Origin of the sequence: Sphingobium sp. B11D3D, from assembly GCF_025961755.1 — a bacterium.
Taxonomy (GTDB): Bacteria; Pseudomonadota; Alphaproteobacteria; order Sphingomonadales; family Sphingomonadaceae; genus Sphingobium.
Window position 1 is genome coordinate 3,135,557 of the sequence record NZ_JAOQOG010000001.1, and the last position, 19,092, is coordinate 3,154,648.

Consider the following 19,092-nt stretch of genomic DNA (forward strand, 5'->3'; position numbering starts at 1 on the left):
GGGAACTGTCGGGGTGTGGCCGCGATGATGATTTCCATTGCACGCCCCTCCCCATTCTCGCTCAGCGGCAACTGTGGACCGCGCGCCACAGGCAGACTATTTTCTTTTTCATATAAATGAAAGGAGTCGCCGAAACAAACGAAACCTCATAGACCAATAGCACAGCACGTCGCGATCCTCTGCCAGGCTCATGGAAGCCGCCAAAAATGGATGAGGCAGAGGCACAGCCGGCGGACTGAAAATGAAAATGAGAAGCCTCGCGCGCACCTGAAGGCACAATAGCCAAAGGAGGCCGGGGAAACAGACAAGGGAGAGGGAGGATATGAAAGCCAATCGACAGGTTTATGCCGTCCGCGCACTGCTGACGTTGCTTTCGTCAACGACATGCGTGGTTGCGATGGCACCCGCACTGGCGCAGCAAAACCCGCAGCAAGGCGAGGGTCTGGAAGAGATCATCGTTACCGCGCAACGGCGCGAAGAAAATCTCCAGAAGGTCGCCGTCGCCGCTACCGCGCTCTCAGGCCAGGGCCTGGTGGAGAAGGGCGTCACCCGGGTGGACGAACTGCAGACGGTCGTCCCATCGCTCTCCGTTACCGACGCCGGGCTGACGCAGAACGTCAACATTCGCGGCATCGGCCTCGCCAGCGGATCGCCCGCAGTGGCCAACGGCGTGGCGACCTATGTGGACGGCATCTTCCAGCCGCCCATCGTCACCACCTCCAGCTTCTACGACATTGCCACGGTGGAAGTGCTGCGCGGGCCGCAGGGCACCTTCGTCGGCTCCAACTCGACCGGTGGCGCGATCTTCATCAACACCCGCAACCCCAGTCTTGGGGGCGTGGAAGGCTCCATCGAGGGCTCGATCGGCAATTATGATGCGCGCAGCGTGGAAGCGGTGCTCAACCTGCCGCTCTCGCGCACGCTGGCCATTCGCGGCGCCGGCAAATGGCGCACGCGCGATTCCTTCTACACCGACATCGGCTCCGCCGGCAGCTCGGCCGGTCGGCTCGATGAGCTTTCCGGCCGCTTCGGTGCGTTGTGGAAGCCGACCGAAAGCTTCCAGGCGCTGTTCAAGCTGGAAGCCGCGGACAAGGAAACCGGCGGCTATGCTTACCGCCCCATTACCGGCACCGCCTATGCGGCCTATCGGACCAGCGACCCGCGCCTGATCGACTATGATACGCCGACGCAGAATGACGAGAAGGCAATCCAGGCCTCACTGGAACTGCGCTACGAGCTGGGATCGGGCATTACCTTGCGCTCGCTCAGCGGCTACCAGAACAAGCGCATCTTCAACCTCTACGACAGCGATGCGACCAATGCCGCGCGCTATAGCCTGGCGGATTCGACGCGCCTCGCGGTTTCGACGCAGCAACAGTTCGTGCGCGAGCGGGTGTGGACGCAGGAGTTCAACATCATCTCGCCGACCGATCAGGATCTTTCGTGGATCGTCGGTGGCTATTATCAGCGCAACCGGATCGACGTGATCATCGAGAACCGCTCGAATGGCTTCCCGACGGACATTCTGATCGACAATGACAAGACCACCACCGGCGTCTTCGGCCAGGTGACGTACAAGATCACGCCGCAACTCGCGCTGGACGTGGGCGCGCGCTACTCGCACTTCTCGGTGACCGGCGGCGGCAGCGTCTCGATCGGTCGGGGCATCCCCACCTTCCCGCCAAACGGCTTGCAGGTGGCGGATCTGAGCGGCGACCACAAGGACGGGCGGATGACCGGCAAGGTCTCGCTCAACTGGACGCCGGACGAGAACAACCTGTTCTATGCCTTCGTCGCGCGTGGTTACAAGCCGGGCGGTTCTAACTCGCTGGTCTCCGAGTTCGATCCGGAAACGGTGATCGATTATGAAATCGGCTGGAAAGCGACGATGCTGGGCGGTGCAGTGCGCACCCAGCTTGGCGCCTTCTATTATGACTATAATGCCTTCCAGTTCGACGCTCTCGACCCGGCGACCGGACAGACGGCGGTGACAAACCTCACCGATGCCAAGGTGAAGGGCATCGAGGCGCAGGTGCAGGCGCGGGTCTCCGGCTTCACCTTCGATGCGGGCGTGGCCTTTGTGGATTCCGAGCTGGGCGACGTGACCTTCGTGGACACGCGCGCTTACGCCCGCGCATTCCCGGGCGTAACCCCGGCCGTGCAGTGCCCAACAGGCCAGGCATCCAATCCGCCGACCTGCATCGACTATACCCCGTTTCTGCGCACCACGGGCGGCGGCTCCAATCTCTACTCACCCAAATGGACCTATAATCTGGGTGCGCGCTACGACCTGTGGGTGGGCGATGTTAAGATCACGCCAAGCTTGAGCTACGCCTATGTCGGCCCGCAATGGACCTATATCGGCTACTCGCCGATCAGCGACCGGCTGCCCTCACGGGGACTGCTCGGCGCCCGGCTCGGCGTGCAGAAGGGTGATCTGCTGGTCGAAGCCTATGGCACTAACCTGACCGACGAAACCTATGTCTCCGGCCAGTTCGGCGACAATGAGTTCTACGGCGCTCCGCGCGAATATGGCGTGCGGGTCCGGTACGACTTCTGACTGAGAGATGGGGCTGGTTCACCCGCCGTGGCCGGCCCCGCTCCTCTTCTGGCAGACCCTAGCCAGCGTCTTTCATGAGCGTGCGCGCAATGTAGCCGGACATGCCCGCCGAGCCGACAACGCAATTCCGTCCGTTTGCCTTGGCCTTGTACAGCGCGCCATCCGCCGCGCCGATGACATCCTCCACGGAGTCCTGAGCCGAAGGCTGCAACACCGCCACACCAATGCTGACCGTGACCGGCGCAACATCCTCGCAGCCAGGATGTGGAATGGCGAGATCGAGCACCGCGCGCCGGAGCGCCTCGGCAAAGGCGAGGGCCGGTTCGGGCGCAAGGCCATAAGTGATCGCGGTGAACTCCTCGCCGCCGAAGCGCGCGATATAATGTCCCTGCCGGTGAACCTCGCTCTGCAACGCCAAGGCCACCCGCTCCAGGCAGCGGTCCCCGGCATCATGCCCTGCGGTATCATTGAACAGCTTGAAGCGGTCGATATCGATCATGAGGATACCGAACCAGGCGTTGTCCACGCTTGCTGCCGCCCATTTGCCGTTCAGCGTCTCCGAAAGGCTCCGCCGGTTGCGCATGCCGGTCAGCGGGTCCGTCTCGGCAAGCTCCGCCAACGCCTTGGTCAAGGCAACAAGCTGGGCGGATTTGAGTTCGTCCCTCAGTTCGATGAGAAACGCATTTCGCGCAGAGCGCTCTGCCTGACAGCGCATAACGAGCGGCAGGAACGACGCGAGGGTAATGAATCCGCAGAGGGTAAGGGATTCGATGTTCGGGCCGCGCAGTAGAAAGGCCAGGCCGAACATGGAGAAGATCGACAGCGTCGTTGTCGCCAGCGCCTGCCGCACCGAGGTAGGGATTGCGAGATTTTTAAAGATCAGCAGCAGAGCCGCGGCCATCAAATAGCGGTCGCTATGCGGTTGCCCCACCTGAAGCCCGAGATAGGTCACGGTCGCGACAAAGATCACCATGGGCAGGATGATGGCGGCGTTCTGTAACCGCTTCGGGCCCCGGATCACGATCACCATGGCCAGCAGATAGGCCGGAGTCGTGATGCCCAACCGCAATGCCAACCCCAGCTGCAGCTGACCGACGATATAATCCAGAGGCAGGCACGCCAGATTGGCAATCAGCGCCCCGATGTGCCAGCTGGCAATGGTTGTGCGCCTTTTCAGGTCAGTGCGGTCGAGATAGGCGGTTTCGAGGGACGGCTCCAGAGCGATCTGGCCAACAGGCCGCAACAATGCGCGTTCGATTGCGTCGATCCGCTCACTGGAAACCTGACCTTCGTCCATTGCTGACTCACAACAGCTTCTCAGCCGCACGGGCTATGGTGCGGATGTTAAGATGTCATTAGCATTTCAGCGTCGGTCGCGCGACTCTTCGCAAGTCCGGGGACCATTGAGCCTCGCTCAGCTCGCCCAGCTCCCGCCCAGCGCCCGGAACACATCGATCTGCGCGCGCGCGACCTCGGCATCCTGTGCGGCGAGCGCGGCTTCTGCCTCCGCAAAGGTGCGCTCGGTGTCGAGCAGCTGGAGGGAGTCGATGGCCCCCTCGCGCTGCTGGGCACGGGTGATGCGCGCGGCGGCGCCGGCGGAATCGCGGGCGGCCTGCAGGCGTTGGCGGCGCTCCAGCGCGTGACCGTAGGTCGAGAGCGCCGTCTCGGTTTCCTCCAGCGCGTTGAGGACCGCGCCGTCGAAAGCGGCAAGCGCGGCGTCACTGTCCGCCCGTGCGCCGGCGATGCGCGCGCGGGCGGCTTCCTGATTGGGGAAGGACCAGCTGATAAGGCCACCCAGCAGCCAGCGCAGTGGGCCACCGCCGAACATCGCGCCAATGTCATTGCCGGTCGATCCGCCCGAACCGCCCAGGCTGATGCGCGGATAAAGGTCCGCCGTGGCGACGCCGATGCGCGCGGTATCGGCAGCGAGACGACGCTCGGCCGCGCGAACATCCGGGCGGCGGGCAAGCAAGGTGGCCCCATCGCCGACCGGAATGGCCTGCCGGATTTCCAGCCCGATGCTGCGCTGGCCGGCAATCTCCGGCAAGGCGTCCGGGGTCCGGCCGGTGAGCGTAGCGAGACGGAAGAGCGCGGCCTGACGCTGCGCCTCGATGAGCGGAATGTCGGCGGCGCGCTGGTCGCGCAAGGCGGCGATCCGCGAGACATCGAGCGTGGTCGCCAGACCCGCCTCGCGCCGCTTGCCGGTCAAGTCCAGCAACCGGTCGAGCAGGCCCACGATCTCGCGATTGACGGCCAGTTGCGCCGCGCCCGAGGCGGCATCGGCATAAGCCCGCGTGGTATCGGCGACGACGGCGACGCGCACGGCGTCGGCATCGCCCGCGGCTGCATCGGCATCGCCGCGCGCGGCTTCCACGCCCCGGCTCACACGCCCGAACAGATCGACCTCATAGGAGACCGACAGTCCGGCATCGAGCGCCCAATCCTCACGCGGCGCTCCCGGCGCGCGCTGGCTCGCGGGCAGGCGGCCATAATCGCCGCTGGCCGAAAGATCGGTGCGCGGCAGCCGATCCGCCCGGGCACCGCGCAGCCCGGCGCGGGCCTTTTCCAGCCGGGCGAGCGCGATGCGCACATCCGTATTGGCGGCGAGCGCGTCGGTGACCAGCCCGTCCAGCACCGGATCATTGTAGAGCCGCCACCAGTCCGGCTGGACCGGCGCCGGCGCAAAGGCCGGGGATGCGGCGGAAAGAAAGGGGCCGGAGGACGCCGAGGGGGGCGTGGGGGCGACGTAGTCCGGCCCCACCGCGCACGCTGAAAGCGCCAGCGCGGAAACAAGAGGTGCGAAGATGCGATGAGCAGTCATGATAGGGTCCTCCTCACTCACTCGGCGGGGGCCGGCACGGCATCGCCACCGGACCGCCCGCGCAGGCGTGCGATCCGGTCACCGAGCGCGCGGCTCACGACGTAGAAAGTGGGCGTGAAGATGAGGCCGAAGATGGTGACGCCGGCCATGCCGAAGAACACCGCTGTGCCCAGAGCCTGCCGCAGTTCCGCGCCCGCCCCGGTCGCCAGCACCAGCGGCACCGCACCCAGGATGAACGCAAAGCTGGTCATCAGGATCGGCCGCAGGCGCTGCCCGGCAGCGTGGACGGCGGCATCCAGCGTGCTCATGCCGTTCTGCTCCCCCTGCCGGGCGAACTCGACGATGAGGATCGCATTCTTGGCGGCCAGCGCCACGAGCACGATCATGCCGATCTGCGTGAGCACGTTATTGTCCATGCCGCGCAGGTTGACGCCCACCAGAGCCGCCAGCACCGACATCGGCACGATCAGGATGATCGCGAGCGGCATGACAAGGCTCTCATATTGCGCCGCCAGCACCAGGAAGACGAGCAGCACGGCGAGGCCGAAGACGAGGCCTGCAGTATTGCCAGCCGTCTTCTGCTGATAGGCGATGCCGGTCCACTCATGGCTGAAGCCACGCGGCAGATTGGCATTGGCGAGTTGCTCCATGGCATCCAGCGCCTGACCCGAGGATGCGCCGGGCGCGGTATCGCCATCGATGGCGACAGCGGGCGCCAGATTGTAGCGCTGCACGCGATACGGCCCGGTGGTGTCCCGGAAGGTGGCGATCGAGCCGATCGGCACCATCTGGTTATAGTCCGAACGCGTCTGCAGGCTGGCGATGTCCGCCGTGGTGCGCCGGAAGGCTTCGTCCGCCTGCGCGGTCACCCGATAGGTGCGGCCAAGCAGGTTGAAGTCATTCACGAAGGCCGAGCCGAGATAGATTTGCAGCGTCTCGAACACCCGTTCCGGCGGCACGCCGAGCATCTGCGCCTTCTCGCGGTCGATATCCGCGAAGATGCGCGGCGTCGCGGTGTCGAAGAAGGTGTAGACGAACGAGAGGCCGGGCGTCTGGTTGGCCGGGCCGATGACGCTGTAGGCCGCCTGCTCCATCGCCTTGTAGCCGGCGCCCTCGCGATCCTGCACCATCAGGCGGAAGCCGCCCGCCGAGCCGATGCCGCGAATGAGCGGTGGCTTGACGATCATCAGGCGCGCCTCGCTGATGTCGGCGGTCGCCTTGCGGGCTTCCTCCATCAGCTTGTCGATGGTCTGGCCCTTGGCGGCGCGCTCGTCGAAATCATCGAGCACCCAGTAGGCCGCTGACGAACTGGCGTTGCGCGTCTCCGAGGCCCCGTCGAAGCCCGAAAGCATGACAGCGTTGGTGATGCCCGGAATGGGCAGCATCCGCTCGGCGACCTTCTTCATCGCCGCATCGGTGCGCGCGGTGGAGGAGCCGGGCGGCAGCTGGATGATCGTGAAGAAATAGCCCTGGTCCTGCGCCGGGATGAAGCCCGACGGCGTGTAAACCAGCGCAGCGACGGTCACCGCGATCAGCCCGACATAGGCCGCCATGATCTTCTTGGGCTGGCGGACCAGCCGCGCGGTCAGGGTCGCATAGCGGGCACTGAACCGGTCGAACCCGCGATTGAACGCATCGCCCGCCCGCTCGGTGAGCTGGCGCCAGCGCGGCGCGCCCTCCGGCAGGGCATGGCGGTGCCGCAGCAGCAGCGCCGCGAAGGCGGGCGACAGGGTGAGCGAGAGGACCAGCGAGATGATCGTCGCGGCCGAGATGGTGATTGCGAACTGCTGGTAGAAGGCGCCGGACATGCCGCCGATGAACAAGGTCGGCACGAACACGGCGCACAGCACCAGCACGATGGCAATCAGCGCCCCGCCCACCTCATCCATGGAGGTGCGCGCCGCCTGGAGCGGGGTCATCCCGTTTTCCAGATTGCGCTCGACATTCTCGACCACGACGATGGCGTCATCGACGACGATGCCGATGGCGAGCACGAGGCCGAACAGCGAGAGGTTGTTGATGGAATAGCCCATGCCCGCCAGCACCGCAAAGGTGCCGATGAGCGAGACCGGGATCGCCAGCACCGGGATCAGCGCCGCCCGCCACTTCTGCAGGAAGACGATGATGACGAGCACGACGAGGATCACCGCCTCGACCAGCGTCTTCACGACCTCGTCGATGGACTTCTGGATGAACTCGGTGGGGTTGTAGACGATGCGATATTCGAGGCCCTGCGGGAAGTCCTTGGCCAGGACGTTCATCTCGGCCTTGATCGCCTCGGCTGCGGCCAGCGCGTTCGATCCCGGCATCTGGAAGACGGGGATGATGACGCTGTCCTTGTCGCCGAGATAGGCCGACGTGCCGTAATCCTCGGCGCCCAGCTCAACGCGGGCGACATCGGAGACGCGGACCTGCCGGCCCTGATCGTCGGTGCGGATGACGACATTTGCGAACTGCTGCGGATCGGTGAAGCGACCCTGCGTCTCGACATTGAGCTGGAAGGCCGATCCGCCCGAGGGGGGCTGGCCGAGCGTGCCGGCAGCGACCTGCACATTCTGCTGGCGCAGCGCGGAGACGATGTCGCCGGCCGTCAGACCCAGCGCCGCCGCACGGCGCGGATCGATCCACACGCGCATGGAGAGATCGCGCGAGCCGAACAGCTGCACGTCGCCCACGCCCTCGATGCGGGCCAGCCGGTCCTTGATGCGGGTCTGCGCGTAATTGGAAATATACTCGCGATTGAGCGAGCCATCAGGCGAAATGAGGTTCACCACCAGCAGGAAGTCCGGCGAGGTCTTCTTGGTAACGATGCCGAGGCGCTGCACCTCCTGCGGCAGGCGCGGCTCGGCAATGGCGACGCGGTTCTGCACCAGAACCTGCGCCTCATCGAGGTCCGTGCCCTGCTTGAAGGTGACGGTGACGACCACGCGCCCGTCCCCCGTCGATTGCGACGAGAGATAGAGCATGTTCTCGACGCCGTTGATCTCCTGCTCGATGGGGCTGGCAACGGTCTCCGCCACGGTCTCGGCAGAGGCGCCGGGATACATGGCCGAGACGGTCACCGTCGGCGGCACCACCTCGGGATATTGCGAAACGGGCAGGAAGAAATAGCTGATCGCGCCGATGATCGTGATGATGACGGCGATGACGGCCGCGAAGATCGGCCGGTCGATGAAGAAACGGGACAGACGCATGAGGAGATCTCCTCGGGGGCAGCGCTCAGAGCATGTCCGGGTCAGGCGGCTTCACCTGACGGCTCGGACATGCGGAAAGCAAAAGGGACCGGATCAGGATCGGCTTCAGGCGAAGCCGATCACGACCTAGCGCGTAAACGTGGCCTGGCCGGACATCAGCGCGGTGGCGGCGGCAGGCGTCGCCGGCTGCGTCTCAGGCGCAATGCGGCCTTTGCGGACCTGCACCTTGCCGCCGGGCATGGCGAGCTGGGTGCCAACGATCACCACCTGATCCGCGGGATCCAGCCCGGCCCGCACGACGCGCAGGCCATCGACAACCGGCCCAAGCTCGATCGGCTTGGCGGCGACGGTGCCATCCTTGCCGACGACGAGCAGCGTCTTGCGGGCCTGATCGGTCTGCACGGCGGTATCCGGCACCAGCAGCGCGCGGGTCGGCGCGCCGGTGGAGAGGCGCATGTTGCCGAACATGCCCGGCGTCAGGAACAGGTCGGGATTGGGCAGCACGGCGCGAGCGCGAATGGTGCCCGAGCGCGGATCGAGGCCGTTGTCGGTGAAATCGAGCTTGCCCTTCCAGCGATAGGCATTCTCATCCTGCAGCTTGATCTCGACCGGCGTAGCGTCGGCATCGGCATCACGCTTGGTCTTGAGGAACAGCGCTTCGGACCCCTCGAAGGTGAAGTAGATCGGATCGAGCGCGTTGATGGTGGTGAGCAACGTGCCGGATGCGCCCTCTCCCGATGAGGCGAGGTTGCCGGGGTCGATCCGCCGATCCGAGATGCGGCCGCCAATGGGCGCGCGCACGGTGGTGAACTCAAGGTCCAGCGCACGGCTGCGGGCGCGGGCCTGCGCACCGGCCAGCGCAGCCGATGCTGCCGAGACACGGGCGCGAAGACGGTCGACTTCGCTCTTGGAAACGGCTTCTACCGCCACCAGCCGTTCGGCGCGCTCAAGATCGCTGCGGGCCAGCGCGAGATCGCTCTGGGCCGTCGCAACGCCGGCACGCGCCTCGGCCAGCGCGGCCTGGAAGGGGCGCGGATCAATGGTGAAGAGCGGCTGGCCGGCGCGGACCATCTGACCGTCCGTGAAATGCACGGCCGTGATCTGGCCGGAAATGCGCGGACGCACCTCGACCGCGCGGCTCGGCTCGAACCGGCCGACATAATCGTCCCACAGCATGATCTCGCGCGCGAGCGGCGCCGAGACGGTGACGGTGGGCGCCGCCATCGCGGCCTGCGCCGGGGGCGACGGGCGCATCAGCGCGTAACCGCCGGCAATGGCGAGCACCGGCAGCGCCACCCAGGCGGCACGGGTCAGCGAGCGCCGCCGCGTCGTGCCACCTTCGATGGGCGTGGCTTCCGCCGGGCTGAGTTTCTTGAGCATGTTCATGCGCGGTTCCTCCGCTTGATCGACAGACGCAAGGCCCCGATGTGGCGGAGCAGCGTCTCATATTGATGGGTCGTATAGCCGGCCTCGTAAAAGCGACCGAGCTCGGATGGGGCGATGTTGTAGCCATGGTGCCAGCTCAGCACCGCGATGCGCCGCAGCGCTTCGAGGCGCGCGCTCGCCAGCGGCATGGCCCGGCGGAAGCCGAAGACGAGGCGCAGCAGGCGGCCCAGGCGGCTCTCTTCGCGCAGCGAAGACAGCCCGTCTTCTCGCGCAAGGCGGACAATCGTCCACTCGACCGGAAGGAGGTGGCCATCCTGCACCTGAAGGCTTGCAGCCTCCGATGCAGTGACACCCGGGACCATCGCCCGTGCCCCGCCATCTCTCAGATCCAGATATGCCATCACCGTGTCTCCTCCTGCTTCCCCGGCAGGCACGAGGGGGCAGCCCCGGACAGGCAGTGCTGCCGGGCGCGCGCATCGCGGATGCCAGGGATCGATCCGGGAAAGACGGTGCGCGACCGGCGCGTCCGTCCCGAAACCAGAACCTATGAAATTGCTGTCAAATCAAGTCGGGCAAGCAGAACGCGCCCGGCCAAGCCGCACGCACTCCCACGCCTTCTGTACCGACTGGTATATTAATGAGACGTTCAGCCGTCAACCCGGTTTTTTGTACCGACCGATATTTTATTTTGCAGCGCGCAAAATCGGTCTTGGGTCCCGGGACGCTTCAGCGGCTAGGCCACATCCCCATGGTGGTCTCGGCAACGCGCTCCAGCTCCTTGCGCGTGGTGCCGGAGCCGGCCAAAACCGCCATGCCCTGCAAAACGGCGATGAGATACTTCGTGATCGCTTCCGCATCCGCGGCCCCGACAAACTCGCCCTCGTCGATGGCGCGCTGCATCCGGGCCACCAATGCTCGCTTCACGGTCTCGCCGCGCTTGAGCACTTCCTCACGGATCGATTGCGCTTCCGCGCCACAGGCGGTGACGCTGATCACGCTGAGGCAGCCGGTGGGCTGGCCATTGCCGGCAATCGTGGAGAGTGCGCCATCGAGCAGATGCTGCGCCACGCCGCGCGCGGTGGGCATATCCAGCGCCGGACCGATATAGGCCAGCTTTTCCCGCTCGTAGAGATCGAGCGCCTGGCGGAACAGGGCCTCCTTGTTGCCGAACGCGGCATAGAGACTCGGGCGGGTGATCCCCATCGCGTCCGTCAGTTCGCTGAGCGACGCGCCCTCATAACCCTTGGTCCAAAACACACGCAACGCGGCCGCAAGCGCCTGCTCGCAGCAAAATTCGCGGGGCCGACCCCTGATGGCGGTCTGTTCCATATCGGACGGTATAGAATTCCTCGACGGGCTTGTCGAGTCCGGTGCGACGAAGGGAGCCAGGACGGTCCCGCTCGAGCGGCACGTTCTCCCAGGCATGATAAAAGTTAAGTTCAGACTCTTTTCCATGAACCTTTTCCAGAGCTTGACATTTCAAGCGCAGGATCACTCCGATCCCGATAATGGCAAAGCGGTGGTGACGCCGTGACGCAAAGCTTCCGGCCTTGGGTTCAAGGTAGCGGGGTTGCCGAAGGAGCCGAGGTCGGAGCTGTGTGTGCGTGTCTACGCCTCGCTCTGGCTATGATCGCTCCACACCGCTCCGCGCTACATGGGCCTGCCATCGGATAGCTCCGTCTCCAGCCCGGCTGCAAGCCTGACAGGAGATGACGCAATGGCTCAGGTTCTTTCCACGACGACATTACGATCCAACAGAACGTCACGACTATGCCGGGCCATGCCCGCCATAGCCGCCTGCTCCGCGCTCGCCATGCTGCTGAGCGCCTGCGAGACCAGCGGTTATTCCCGCTACGCCAATGTCGGCTCGCCGGCGCCCGGGTCGGGCGGCAGCAGCGATGGCGGCAGCAACAATGGCGGCGGCGGCACTGACACGGGCGGCGGGAACACGGGCGGTGGGAACACCGGCGGCGGAAATACCGGGGGCGGCGGATCGGCCGATGGCGGCGGCAGCACCGGTGGCGGTCTGGCTGGGGGCGTCGTTACGCAGGTCTCCCCGGTTCTGGCGACGGCCGGCAATGCCGTGCTCGGCGTCGCGGATGGCCAGCAAGGCGTGACCACCCCCATCGCCGCTGCCTTGCCAGTCACGCAGCCCCTGACCGGCACGATCACGCGGGTGCTGCAGGATACCGGCACGGTGCTGGTCGATGCCGGCGAAGGCCGCACGCTGCTGCTGCAGGGCGCGCAGGGCGTGGTCGGCGATGTCGTGTCCATCGATGTTGGCGGTCGCACCGTGACCAACGGTCTTGATGGCACAGCGGGCGCGATCGGCGTCGGCGTGCTCGGTGACACCCAGCCGACGGGCACGCTCGCATCCGCCGGCGTGCTGAACGCAGGCAATACCGCGCTGGCCACCGTGAACGGCATCGCCGATGTACGGGTGACCAACATTACGGCACCCACCGGCGGCATTTCCGACAATCTGCTGAACGTCGCGCTCGGCGGCAATCAGCTGCTGGGGAGCGGCGATCCGGCGCTGGTCAACGCCAATGTGCTGCCGAACGGCGCGTCCCTGCCCGGCGGGGGCACGGGGGCCGTGGGCGGCGTGCTCGGCGCGGTGAGTTCAACCGTCGGGTCTGTCGGCGGCGCCGTGGGCGTGGGCGGTGACGTCTCAGGCGGCGGCGTGCTTGGCGGCGGAACGGCCACGGGCGGCGACGTAAATGGCGGCGTGCTTGGCACGGTCGGTGCCACGGTCGGCTCGGTCGGCGGTGCGCTAGGCGTTGGCGGCAGCGTCGAAGCCGGTGCAGGCGCAGGGGCCGGCACGACGACCAATGGCGGCTTGCTGGCGCCGGTAACCGGCACGCTCAACACAGTCGGCACTTCTCTGGGGCTGGGCCGCTAAGCAGCCACCCCGCCTCAAGTCGCCAACCTCGGCGCAACCTTCCCTCCGGTGCGCGGCGGGCGGTCTCAAGACCCGCCGCGCACTCACCGCTCCAAGTCCGAAAGGTCCATATGGTCGCGCTCCTGCCTGCAGCCATTGCGCTGATCGCCATCGCCCAGCCCACGGGCAGCGGCCTGACACCGCCCCTCATCGATCAAAGCCAGCCCGGACCCGCCCCGGTACTGCCCGCACAGGAGCGGCCGGCCGCAGATGATCCGACAGGCCAGGTCGCCGTTGAGGCGCAGGCCACCGCAGCGCCGATCCGCAGCGTGACCTTTTCCGGCGTCGACGCGCCGGCGCCGGTCGCCGAGGCCGCCCGGGCCTTCATCGGCCAGCCGGCCACTCGCGAGAATCTGGGCGCCCTCGCCAAGAGGATTTCCGATGCCTACGCCAAGACCGGCATCGCGCTCTATACGGTCGCCATTCCGCAGCAGGATCTGGCCGAGGGCCATGTCCGCGTACTGCTGGCCGAAGGGTTTATCGAGGATATCGCTTATCCCAAGGGCGCCTCCCCGCTGATCCAGGCCTATGCTGCGCCGCTGGCGCGCGAGCACCCGCTCAGCCGCCGCACGCTGGAACGCAGCCTCTCGCTGATGCGCGACATTCCCGGCGCGAAGATCGACGCCAATATGCTGCGGGGTGCGCAGGTCGGTAGCGTTCGCCTCGCGATTACGCCGGAGCGGGAGTATAGCGATTTCTCCTTCGGCTTTGATAACCGCACGCAAAGCGGGCTGGGCAGCGGCCAGTGGCGCGCATCGGCCAAATTCTACAGCCTGCTGCGCGATGGCGACCGCAGCGACCTGACCCTGCTCAGCGCCGCCGATTTGAAGCGCTATCGCTATGCCGGGTTCAGCCACCAGACGCCGCTCGGCACGGACGGCCTCACTCTCGGCCTCTCGGCCTCCTGGCTGGATACGCGACTGCAGGCGCCCGCGATCGTCGGCGAGGCGCAGACGCTCGGGCTCAGCCTCTCCTACCCGGTCATTCGCGGATATAAACGCAATCTCACCGTCAGCGCCGGCATCGACGGGCTGAACAGCGATGCGGCCTATCTCGGATCGGTGATTTCCTCCGACCGCATCCGGGCCGTGCGCGCGGCCGCCGGCTACTCGATCGTGGCGGACAAGAGCGCCTTGGGCCTTGCCCTCACCGGCAGCCGAGGCCTCGATATGCTCGGCGCGCGCGGGGTGCCGGGCTTTACCGATATCGACTTCACCAAGATCGCCGGGCGCGCCAATTATGATCGGATGATCGGCAAGCGCCTTGTCGGACGGCTGCGCCTGAGCGGCCAGTATAGCGGCGACCGGCTGGGCGGCAACGAGCGCTTCTCGGTGGGCGGGCCGGAGATTGGGCGAGCATTCGAGACGGCGCTGCTGAGCGGCGACAAGGGCATGGCCGGCCTGTTCGAACTGGCCCTGCGTCCCAAGCTGCCCACGCGCCTGCAAGGGTCGGAAGTCTACGGTTTTGTCGATGGTGCCCGCGTGCGCCTCAACGCCCGCACCGGCCTGCCGGCAGCCAGCTATTCCATGGCCTCGGCCGGCGGTGGCCTGCGCCTCAACTATACCACCCGCGCTTCGCTCTCGCTGGAGGCCGCGCGCGTCATCGAGGCGCCCTTTCCCAACGCCGGGGACGGCTGGCGCTTCAACATCGGCTGGTTTCTGAAACTGCGGCGATAACCGAACGCGCGGCTCCCGCTTTTTTGCCTTGGCATTCGCAGGCGGGTTCCGGCACAAGCGTGCAGACAAAATCAATCTGACGAGCGGCACGAACGCTCGCGGGGGAGGATGATGTGCACGTTCCGGCGCTCGACCTGGCTTTCCATGTTCGTCTCGATTTTGGCGAAGGGCCGCGCACGCGGTTCCAGCCGGCCCTGCAAAGCTTTACGCGCGGCTTTGTCGCGCTCGCCGGCGGGGTGGTGAGCGGCCCGCGTCTTTCCGGCCATGTCGTGCCCTATTCCGGCGGGGACTGGCCCCGGCTCTGGTCCAGCGGCCTTGTCGAATTCGAGGCACATTACATGCTGGAGGCCGATGACGGCGCCATGATCTACATCCACAATCGCGGCATCGCCTATGCCAATCCGGAGATGACGGCGCGGATCGAGGCGGGCGAGCATGTCGACCCGCAGGACAATTATTGCCGCATCACGCCGCGCTTCGAGGCGCCGGAAGGGCGGCACGCCTGGCTCAACCGCACCGTCTTCGTCGGTATTGCCGAGCGGCGAGGCAATTCGACCTTCTTCGATTATTATGCGGTGACCTGAAGCATGACCACCCGCCTTTCCGCCGACGATCAGTTCGGCATCCGCGATGCCATCGCGCATTATGCCTGGGCGCTCGATACCGGCAATGTCGAGGCGTTCGTCGGCTGCTTCACCCGTGACGGGCTGCTGATCTGGGATGCATTCGAGACGCCGCTGCGCTGGCAGGGCGCGGACGCCATCCGCCATTTCGCGACCTTCATTCGCGACCAGCCGGCCTCGGCGGGGCGGCAGCATCATGTCACCAACATCATCGTCACGCCCTGCGAGGGCGGAGCGCGGGCGATCTCCTATGGCGCCGTGGCCCTGCGCCAGGGCGATGGCCCGCACGCCCTGCACGTGATGGGCTATTATGAAGACATCTTCCGGCAGGAGGATGGCGTATGGCGCATGGCGCAGCGCACGATCCGCGACTGGTCCGGCCCGATACTCGCGGGCTTTGCGGGGCAGACGGGCGCGCGGGAAGGTCGACCGCTGCCGCCCCCGCTCAAGGGGCTGCTGTACGACAGGCAGGATTGAAACAGCTTTTCAGGCAGGCGGACCGAACGAGATGGATGAATTCGACTATATCGTGGTGGGCGCTGGATCGGCCGGGTGCGTCGTCGCATCGCGGCTGAGCGAAGACCCCGGCACGTCGGTTCTGCTGCTGGAGGCGGGCGGCAGCGATAAGCGGCTGGACATCGCCATGCCGCTCGCCTTCCTCAAGACCATCGCCGACCCCAAATTGAGCTGGGGCGACATGGGCGAGCCAGAGCCGCATCTCAATGGCCGGCGGATCTGGATTCCGCGCGGCAAGGTGCTCGGCGGCTCATCCTCGATCAACGGCATGTTCTACATGCGCGGCCACCCCAATGATTTCGACACCTGGGCGCAAATGGGCGCGCGCGGCTGGAGCTATGACGATGTGCTGCCCTATTTCCGGCGCATGGAGGATAGCTGGCGGGGCGAAAGCGCCTATCATGGCGTGGGCGGCCCGCTGCATGTCGCGCCGATCCAGACCGGGCATCTGCTCCACGAGCCGCTGCGGCAGGCGACGCTGGCGGCCGGCTATCCGGCAACCGACGACATCAATGGCGCGGATGCGGAAGGCCCCGCGCGCGGCGAAGTCACCATCGACAAGCGCGGGCGACGGGCGAGCGCGGCGGCGGCCTATATCCGCCCTGCCCTTGGCCGCCAGAATCTGGACGTGCGGCTGAAGGCGCTCGCCTACCGCATCCTGTTCGACGGCAATCGCGCGGTCGGCATCGAATATTCGGTGGACGGCCAGACCCGCCAGGTGCGCGCGCGCCGCGAGGTCATTCTGAGCGGCGGCGTTTATAACAGCCCGCAGTTGCTCCTGCTCTCCGGCGTGGGGCCAGCCGCACAGCTTGCCGAAATGGGCATTGCGGTGAAGGCCGATGTGCCCGGCGTCGGCCGCAACATCTCCGAACATCCCTGCTGCATGATGGAGTTCGCGGCCACAAAGCCGGTCACCTTCGTCAAGGAATTGCGGCTCGACCGGGCGGCGCGCCATTTCGTCCAGTGGCTGATGCTCGGCACCGGCAAGTTCGCGACCCAGCTCAACAGCTGCAATGTCATCCTGCGCACCGATCCGGCGCTGGCGCAGCCGGACATTCAGCTGATGTGCAATCCGGTGACCTTCGGCGCGCGGCTGTGGATGCCGCCCTTCCGCCCCGCGCCGGCGCACAAGCTGGCCTGCGGCGTGGTGGTGCTCAACCAGCGCAGCCGCGGCTGGATGACGCTGCGCTCCACCGACCCGAACGACCGCCCCGCCATCACCCTCAATCTGATGGATGACCGCTGGGACATGCAGACCATGATCCGCGGCATCCGCGAGGCGCGGCGCATCTACCGCACCGCCCCGCAAGCCGCGCTGACCGGCACCGAACTGATGCCGGGTGAGCAGGTGCAGAGCGATGACGAGATGGAAGACTGGGTGCGCCAGGTGGTCGAGATCGGCCAGCACGCCGTCGGCTCCTGCACCATGGGCACCGGACCGGACGCCGTGGTCGACCCCGCGCTGCGCGTGAAGGGCGTCACCGGCCTCCGCGTCATCGATGCCTCGGTCATGCCCACCGTGCCCGGCGCCAACACCAATGCGACCGTGATCATGATCGGCGAGAAAGGCGCCGATCTGGTGAAGGCGGGCTAGGGCCTGGTCCCCGTCCCCGGCTTGCCTCAGCGCGCCCGCTTGGTGCGCGGCTCCTTCCATTGCACGCCGTAGAGGTCGAAGCGGCGGTCGCGCAGGTTTTGCACCGCGCCGCTCTGCCGGCTGGTCAGCAGATCGTCGAGGGAGAGGTCGGCAATGGCGATCGTCTCGGTATTGGGCGCGGTGTCGGCGGCCACGCCATCGCGCGCGAAGGGGAAGTCCGAGGGCGTCAGGATCGCGCTTTCGGCATAGTGAATATCCATATTCTCGACATTCGGCAGATTGCCGACAACGCCGGACGTCACGACATAGCACTGGTTCTCCACCGCCCGCGCCTGACAGCAATAGCGCACGCGCAGATAGCCCCGCCGCTCATCGGTGCAAAAAGGCACGAACAGCAGCAGCGCGCCCTGATTGACGAGGTGCCGCGCCAGCTCCGGGAATTCGGAATCATAACAGATCATCACACCGATCGGCCCGCAATCGGTGGGAATGGCATCGGCGCCGAAGCCGCCCTTGATGTTCCACCAGCGCCGCTCGGATGGCGTGGGGTGCAGCTTCTCCTGCGTGTACATCGCCCCATCGCGCAGGAAGACATAGCTGATGTTGCGGATATCGCCATTCTCGACCCGCGTGGGGTGGGAGCCGCCGATGATGTTGATATTGTAGCTGACCGCCAGCTTCTCCATGAACGCGCAATAACGCTCGGTATATTCCGCGATCTTGCCGATGGCCTCGCTGGGCGCCAGCTTGGCGCGCGAGATGGAGAGCAGTTCCAGCGTGTAGAGCTCGGGAAACACCACGAAGTCGGCGCGGTAATCCGCCGCGACGTCGACGAAATACTCCACCTGCTCCTCGAACTGCTCGATCCGCGTGATGCCGCGCATCTGGAACTGCACCGTGGCAACCCGCACCGATGACGGCAGCTTGAGGGTGCCATGGTGGGCGCGCCCTGTCCCCTCCTCGGGCGCCAGCGGATTGGGCCAGAACATGAGTACGGCATTGCCGGCGCTGTCCCGGTCGCCCGGCAGATAATCCGGCAGGATGCCCTTGGCCTGGAAGCCCTGCCCCAGCTGGAAATTGATCACCGGATCGCGCAGCTTGCGCTCGATCGCGGCATCGAGATAGGCCTGCGGATCGGGATAATCCCGGCGCCGCCGCGCATAGCCCGGCAGGCGGCCGCCAAAGGCGATGCCCTTCAGCTCGAAATATTGGCACAGTTCCTGCCGCTTACGATAGAAGCGCTGGCCGATACGCAGACGCCGGAAATCGGGATCGACGCAGACTTCCATGCCGTACAAAACGTCCCCTTCCGGGTCATGGCGCGTACCGAAGCCATCGCCGGTGATCTCGCCCCAGCTGTGCGGCGCGAAGGCAATCTCCTGCGAGACGATGAGCGTGGCGCAGTGGCCGACGATGGTGCCCTCATAATCGGCGACGAATTGCCCTTCGGGGAAGTTATTGATCTGGCCGCGAATTTGCGCGGCGGTCATGGCCTCGGCCTTGCCATAGACCTTGGTGGAGAGCCGGGCGATCGCGCGCGCATCCTTGGCGAGCGCGGGACGGACGATGAGCTTTGCCTGTGTATGAGCCATGCAGGCGATATAGCGCGATCGCGCCCAGCGTCCATGTTCGTGCAGTCCGGCTGCCCCCACATCGTCTTGCACCCCGACAATCGGACGACTAGCCACGCCCTGTACGCAAGGGCATTCTGGGCGGTTTTCGGGAACCACTCGGTCCTGATGCGTTTATCATGCTGGCTTCAAAGTCGCGGACGGCTGGAG

General features: G+C 66.0%; 13 protein-coding genes and 1 riboswitch. Of the genes, 6 read left to right on the top strand and 7 right to left on the bottom strand.

Annotation, left to right across the window (positions count from 1 at the left end; translation table 11 throughout):
• Nucleotides 1–322: 322 nt before the first annotated feature.
• Complete coding sequence (locus tag M2334_RS14835; protein WP_264605810.1) at nt 323–2,560, top strand: TonB-dependent receptor; 2,238 nt, start codon at nt 323–325, stop codon at nt 2,558–2,560.
• Nucleotides 2,561–2,618: 58 nt separating this feature from the next.
• Here the strand turns inward: M2334_RS14835 and M2334_RS14840 are convergent, their stop codons facing one another.
• The 6 genes from M2334_RS14840 to M2334_RS14865 all read right to left on the bottom strand — a co-directional run bounded on the left by M2334_RS14840 (nt 2,619) and on the right by M2334_RS14865 (nt 11,290).
• Nucleotides 2,619–3,857 (bottom strand): GGDEF domain-containing protein, encoded by a 1,239-nt coding sequence (locus M2334_RS14840; protein ID WP_264605811.1) that lies wholly within the window; start codon nt 3,855–3,857, stop codon nt 2,619–2,621.
• Between the two features lie 117 nt (nt 3,858–3,974).
• Nucleotides 3,975–5,381 carry an efflux transporter outer membrane subunit gene (locus tag M2334_RS14845; RefSeq protein WP_264595176.1) on the bottom strand — a complete coding sequence of 469 codons (1,407 nt, stop codon included), beginning with the start codon at nt 5,379–5,381 and terminating at the stop codon, nt 3,975–3,977.
• Nucleotides 5,382–5,398: 17 nt separating this feature from the next.
• Nucleotides 5,399–8,575: an efflux RND transporter permease subunit gene (locus M2334_RS14850; protein ID WP_264595177.1), complete on the bottom strand. Its 3,177-nt coding sequence runs from the start codon at nt 8,573–8,575 to the stop codon at nt 5,399–5,401.
• A 126-nt stretch (nt 8,576–8,701) separates the two neighbouring features.
• Nucleotides 8,702–9,961: an efflux RND transporter periplasmic adaptor subunit gene (locus M2334_RS14855; protein ID WP_413716450.1), complete on the bottom strand. Its 1,260-nt coding sequence runs from the start codon at nt 9,959–9,961 to the stop codon at nt 8,702–8,704.
• Entirely contained in the window at nt 9,958–10,362 is a 405-nt protein-coding gene (locus M2334_RS14860; protein WP_181558624.1) for a hypothetical protein, read from the bottom strand. The genes M2334_RS14855 and M2334_RS14860 overlap by 4 nt, the downstream gene beginning before the upstream one ends.
• A 325-nt stretch (nt 10,363–10,687) precedes the next feature.
• Entirely contained in the window at nt 10,688–11,290 is a 603-nt protein-coding gene (locus M2334_RS14865; RefSeq protein WP_264605812.1) for a TetR/AcrR family transcriptional regulator, read from the bottom strand.
• Nucleotides 11,291–11,461: 171 nt separating this feature from the next.
• Nucleotides 11,462–11,539, top strand: a riboswitch (cyclic di-GMP riboswitch).
• 202 nt (nt 11,540–11,741) lie between these two features.
• Here M2334_RS14865 and M2334_RS14870 point away from each other — a divergent pair.
• The 5 genes from M2334_RS14870 (at nt 11,742) to M2334_RS14890 (ending at nt 17,311) form a co-directional block, all read left to right on the top strand.
• Nucleotides 11,742–12,863, top strand: a complete 1,122-nt coding sequence (locus tag M2334_RS14870) for a hypothetical protein (RefSeq protein ID WP_264605813.1) — start codon at nt 11,742–11,744, stop codon at nt 12,861–12,863.
• 110 nt (nt 12,864–12,973) lie between these two features.
• A complete protein-coding gene (locus M2334_RS14875) occupies nt 12,974–14,578 on the top strand; it encodes a ShlB/FhaC/HecB family hemolysin secretion/activation protein (RefSeq protein ID WP_264605814.1) in 1,605 nt (534 codons plus the stop codon).
• 113 nt (nt 14,579–14,691) lie between these two features.
• Complete coding sequence (locus tag M2334_RS14880) at nt 14,692–15,162, top strand: DUF3237 family protein (protein ID WP_264574367.1); 471 nt, start codon at nt 14,692–14,694, stop codon at nt 15,160–15,162.
• Nucleotides 15,163–15,165: 3 nt separating this feature from the next.
• The gene (locus M2334_RS14885; protein WP_181558620.1) at nt 15,166–15,678 is read left to right on the top strand and encodes a nuclear transport factor 2 family protein; all 513 of its coding nucleotides are present in this window, start codon (nt 15,166–15,168) and stop codon (nt 15,676–15,678) included.
• A gap of 31 nt (nt 15,679–15,709) precedes the next feature.
• On the top strand, nt 15,710–17,311 hold the full coding sequence (locus tag M2334_RS14890) for a GMC family oxidoreductase (protein WP_264605815.1): 1,602 nt from the start codon (nt 15,710–15,712) through the stop codon (nt 17,309–17,311).
• A 26-nt stretch (nt 17,312–17,337) separates the two neighbouring features.
• On the opposite strand, the gene M2334_RS14895 is transcribed toward M2334_RS14890, so the two are convergent.
• The gene (locus M2334_RS14895) at nt 17,338–18,903 is read right to left on the bottom strand and encodes a carbon-nitrogen hydrolase family protein (protein WP_264574361.1); all 1,566 of its coding nucleotides are present in this window, start codon (nt 18,901–18,903) and stop codon (nt 17,338–17,340) included.
• Between the last annotated feature and the right edge of the window lie 189 nt (nt 18,904–19,092).

Excerpts from the sequence above, each read along its gene's own strand:
- M2334_RS14835 (WP_264605810.1), top strand. The coding sequence starts at position 323 with ATGAAAGCCAATCGACAGGTTTATGCCGTCCGCGCACTGCTGACGTTG.
- M2334_RS14840 (WP_264605811.1), bottom strand. The coding sequence starts at position 3,857 with ATGGACGAAGGTCAGGTTTCCAGTGAGCGGATCGACGCAATCGAACGC.
- M2334_RS14845 (WP_264595176.1), bottom strand. The coding sequence starts at position 5,381 with ATGACTGCTCATCGCATCTTCGCACCTCTTGTTTCCGCGCTGGCGCTT.
- M2334_RS14850 (WP_264595177.1), bottom strand. The coding sequence starts at position 8,575 with ATGCGTCTGTCCCGTTTCTTCATCGACCGGCCGATCTTCGCGGCCGTC.
- M2334_RS14855 (WP_413716450.1), bottom strand. The coding sequence starts at position 9,961 with ATGAACATGCTCAAGAAACTCAGCCCGGCGGAAGCCACGCCCATCGAA.
- M2334_RS14860 (WP_181558624.1), bottom strand. The coding sequence starts at position 10,362 with ATGGCATATCTGGATCTGAGAGATGGCGGGGCACGGGCGATGGTCCCG.
- M2334_RS14865 (WP_264605812.1), bottom strand. The coding sequence starts at position 11,290 with ATGGAACAGACCGCCATCAGGGGTCGGCCCCGCGAATTTTGCTGCGAG.
- M2334_RS14870 (WP_264605813.1), top strand. The coding sequence starts at position 11,742 with ATGCCCGCCATAGCCGCCTGCTCCGCGCTCGCCATGCTGCTGAGCGCC.
- M2334_RS14875 (WP_264605814.1), top strand. The coding sequence starts at position 12,974 with ATGGTCGCGCTCCTGCCTGCAGCCATTGCGCTGATCGCCATCGCCCAG.
- M2334_RS14885 (WP_181558620.1), top strand. The coding sequence starts at position 15,166 with ATGACCACCCGCCTTTCCGCCGACGATCAGTTCGGCATCCGCGATGCC.
- M2334_RS14890 (WP_264605815.1), top strand. The coding sequence starts at position 15,710 with ATGGATGAATTCGACTATATCGTGGTGGGCGCTGGATCGGCCGGGTGC.
- M2334_RS14895 (WP_264574361.1), bottom strand. The coding sequence starts at position 18,903 with ATGGCTCATACACAGGCAAAGCTCATCGTCCGTCCCGCGCTCGCCAAG.